This is a genomic window from Parvibaculum sp. (assembly GCF_040882025.1).
Taxonomy (GTDB): Bacteria; Pseudomonadota; Alphaproteobacteria; order Parvibaculales; family Parvibaculaceae; genus Parvibaculum.
On sequence record NZ_JBBECC010000130.1, the window covers coordinates 10099 to 13919 of the forward strand.

The following is a 3821-nucleotide window of genomic DNA, read 5'->3' on the forward strand; positions in this document are numbered from 1 at the left end:
CAGCAGAAGGCCGGCAAGGCGATGGCGTCGGGGCGCTTCGCCGAAGAAATCGTGCCGGTGACGATTGCCGGCCGCAAGGGCGAGACCGTGGTCGACACGGACGAACATCCGCGGCCCGAGACGACGCTCGAGGCGCTCGGCAAGCTGCCGGCTCCGTTTCGCGAAGGCGGCAGCGTGACGGCCGGCAATGCATCGGGCGTCAATGACGGGGCCTGCGCGCTGATCCTCGCCTCGGCGGAGGCGGCGGAAGCGCACGGGCTCAAACCCCGGGCGCGGATCGTCGCGACGGCGACGGCGGGCGTGCCGCCGCGCATCATGGGCATCGGACCGGCGCCGGCGAGCCGCAAGGTGCTCGAAAAGGCCGGCCTCAATATCGGCGATATCGACGTCATCGAACTCAACGAAGCCTTTGCCTCGCAAGGGCTTGCCGTGATGCGCGACCTCGGATTGGCGGACGATGCCGAACACGTCAATCCGAATGGCGGCGCGATCGCGCTCGGCCATCCGCTCGGCATGAGCGGGGCGCGGCTGGTGACGACGGCGATGTATGAACTCGAGAAACGCGACGGGCGTTATGCGTTGTGCACGATGTGCATCGGCGTCGGGCAGGGCATCGCGATGGTGATCGAGCGGGTGTAGCTAAAAACCCAACGCGAGCTGCACGAGGCTCGGGCGCGTGACGAGGCCGGGTTCGGACCAGCGGGGCGCGCGGGGACGGCGCGGGCGCGGCGCGGGCTTCGCCGCCGTTTTCGTTGCAAGGGGCAGCAATTTTTTTGCAGAGCTCGCCTTGCGCATATGGGCGAGACGGCGCGGCTTGCGGATCAGCGCCACAAGCCAGCGGTCGGGGAAGAGGCAGACGCGGTCGATGCGCCAGGCGACGGCGCGGACTTCCTCGCCCGGCACGTGGAAATCGAGATCTTCCCAGGAGAGAAAGAGACCGGTTTCCTCGACCGGCATCGCGGGCAATGCTGCCGATGTTTCCGGCGGCAGATTCTCCGCAACGGCTGCTTCCTCGACTTCGACGACTTCGACCTCGGCGACTTCGACCTCGACGACTTCGACCTCGACGACTTCGGCCTCGACGGCTTCGGCTTCGACGGCTGCATCCTCGATCGGATCGGTGAGGAGAAGAACGTCGTCGTCGGCGTGCGTTTCGGGCGGTTCGCCGGCGATGCCGGTGCTGGGCGTCGCGGGTGCGACATCGATTTCAATTTCAGGCTCGACGGGGACCGGGCGCTTGGGCGCGGTCCAGCCGATCAGGTCGGCAAGCGGGACGGGGCGGCAGATATGGGCGCCCTGCGCGGCGGTGAAACCGAGCGCGGGAAGGGCCGCGAGCGTCGTCTCGTCCTCGACGCCGACGGCGGTGGCTTCGAGCCCGCGCGATGCGGCCAGCGCGACGCGGCGGCCGACAAAGCCGAGGCCCGCGTGGCGCAGACGACCGGCAAACTGGATGATCGCCGCGCCGCCGATCTTGATCTCGTCGAAGCAGTCTCGGTTCACAACATCGTCGGGCACGATGACGGCGCCGCCGCCGTCGAGCGCGGTGCGGAAGCCGAGGCGGCGCAGTTCGCGAATGACGCCGGCGGCCGTTTCGCCGTGACGGGCGAAGGCGCCTTCCGGCACTTCCAGCGTCAGACGCGACGGATCGAGACCGCGCTCGCCCAGGATGCCATCGAGATCGCCGGGAAGCCGCTTGTCGGCGAGATCGGCGGCGCCGAGATTGATCGAGAGCGGCCAGTCGCATCCGGCCGCCGACCAGTCGACCATCGCATCGGCGGCGGCCGACGCGACGTAACGGGTCAGCTCGCCGGAGCGTTCGCGGCGTTCGAAAAAGGACAGGAAGAGGCCCGGCGGCAGCAAGCCGTAATCCGGGTGGTTCCAGCGGATATAGGCCTCGGCGCCCAGCGCCTCGCCGGTGCCCAGCGCGACTTTCGGCTGGCAGACCAGAAACAGATGACGCGCCTCGAAGGCGAGGTCGATGTCGCGGTTGGTCAGGCGAAAGGAACTGCTGTACATCTTGCTTCCGGGCGGCATGCGGGCGCGCATTTCACCCAGCCTCGCAGGGTGTGCCTTTCGGAGTGCTTAACCGGGGCGGGCGAGCGACGAACAACGTCGCCAAACGATAAAAACAATGCTTCAAATTGAAGCAAACGGGAGTGCGAAAATGTCAAAACCGGCGACGAACGGGCTGATTCCGGCCGCGACCATCCTGCTGGTGCGCGACGGAGCGGAGGGGATCGAGGTTTTCATGGTGGTGCGTCACCACCAGATCGATTTCGCGTCGGGCGCTCTGGTCTTTCCGGGTGGCAAGGTTGACGCGCTGGACCGCGCGGAAGGCGTGCGCGGGCGCGTCGACGGCGCCGAGGGGCTCGACGACTGGGAATTCTCGATGCGGGTGGCGGCTATTCGCGAAGCATTCGAGGAATCGGCGGTGCTGCTGGCGCGCGAGGAACAGACAGGCCGCGTGGTGGACGCGGCGCGGCTGAAGATGCTCGATCCCTATCGCGATCCCTTGAACAAGGGCGAGATCGGGATCGCCGATTTTCTCGAGAAGGAAGGCCTGCGGCTCGCCGGCGACATGCTGACGCCGTTCGCACACTGGATTACGCCCAACATGATGCCGAAGCGTTTCGATACACGGTTTTATGTCGCAGCGGCGCCGGAGGATCACCTGGCCGTGCATGACGGACATGAATCGGTCGATTCAGTGTGGATCCGGCCCGAGATCGCGCTGAAGGAAGCGGATGCCGGCACCCGCACCATTATTTTCCCGACACGGATGAATGTGGCGAAACTCGGCTACAGCCCGACCGTCGCGCATGCGATCGAGGCGGCGCGGGCGGCGCCCGTCGTGACGGTCGAGCCGGTGGTGACCAAGAACGAGGCCGGCAAGCCGGTGCTGCGCATTCCGGCGGAGGCGGGCTACCCGGTCACCGAGGAGCCGCTGGAAGCGGTGGCCAATGTGGCGAAGCCCAAGGCTCAGTAAAGAAACTGTTCGGTCAGGATGCGCTCGTCGAGCGAGTGATCGGCGTCGAACAGCATCAGGAGATCGATCGAGGCGTCTTCCTCGACCTCAACATCGCATACCGAGCGGAATTCAGTATGGTCGGCGACGGCGCTGACGGGGCGCTTTTCCGTTTCGAGAATCTCGAAGCGGACATGGGCGCGATGCGAGAGCAGTGCGCCGCGCCAGCGCCGCGGGCGGAAAGCGCTGATCGGCGTCAACGCCAGCAGCGCCGCGTCGATCGGGACAATGGGTCCCTGCGCCGAAAGATTATAGGCGGTGGAGCCGGCGGGTGTTGCCACCAGCACGCCGTCGCACATCAGCTCTTCCATGCGCGTCTTGCCGTCGATAGAAATGCGGATCTTCGCGGCCTGATAGGTTTCGCGCAGCAGCGAGACTTCGTTGATGGCGAGCGCCTCTTTCCTTTCGCCGCTGACCAGCGTCACCTTCATGCGCAGCGGGTGCAGCGTCGCCATCTCCGCAGCTTCGAGGCGCTCAAGCAGATTGTCGTCCCTGTATTCGTTCATCAGGAATCCGACCGAGCCGCGGTTCATGCCGTAGATCGGAATGCGCCGTTCCATATGTTCGTGCAGCGTCTGCAGCATCAGCCCGTCGCCGCCGAGCGCCACGATCACGTCGGCCTTGTCGGGCGAGGCGTCGCCATAGCGGGCGCGGAGGCTTTTTAGCGCCGCCTGCGCCTCCGGCATGTCGGTTGCCACAAAGGCGATCTTCTCGAATTTCATCCCGGTTCCCTTGTCAGACGGCATAATAGCGGCGGGTTCGCAAGGAGGTAAGCATATGGACAAAGATACGCAAG

The 3821-nt window shown here is 65.9% G+C and carries 4 protein-coding genes; 2 read left to right on the forward strand and 2 right to left on the reverse strand.

Annotation, left to right across the window (positions count from 1 at the left end; translation table 11 throughout):
* Window positions 1–639, forward strand: a 639-nt coding sequence (locus WEB61_RS09460) for an acetyl-CoA C-acyltransferase (protein ID WP_368064091.1), incomplete at its 5' end; no start/stop codon positions are given.
* Here WEB61_RS09460 and WEB61_RS09465 read toward each other — a convergent pair.
* Window positions 640–2016, reverse strand: coding sequence for an EAL domain-containing protein (locus WEB61_RS09465; RefSeq protein WP_368064092.1), 1377 nt, complete (start codon window positions 2014–2016; stop codon window positions 640–642).
* 148 nt (window positions 2017–2164) lie between these two features.
* On the opposite strand from WEB61_RS09465, the gene WEB61_RS09470 reads away from it, so the two are divergent.
* Window positions 2165–2986: an NUDIX hydrolase gene (locus WEB61_RS09470; RefSeq protein ID WP_368064093.1), complete on the forward strand. Its 822-nt coding sequence runs from the start codon at window positions 2165–2167 to the stop codon at window positions 2984–2986.
* Here WEB61_RS09470 and WEB61_RS09475 read toward each other — a convergent pair.
* On the reverse strand, window positions 2980–3771 hold the full coding sequence (locus tag WEB61_RS09475; RefSeq protein WP_368064094.1) for an NAD kinase: 792 nt from the start codon (window positions 3769–3771) through the stop codon (window positions 2980–2982). The two genes, WEB61_RS09470 and WEB61_RS09475, sit on opposite strands and share 7 nt — an antisense overlap.
* Window positions 3772–3821 lie beyond the last annotated feature (50 nt).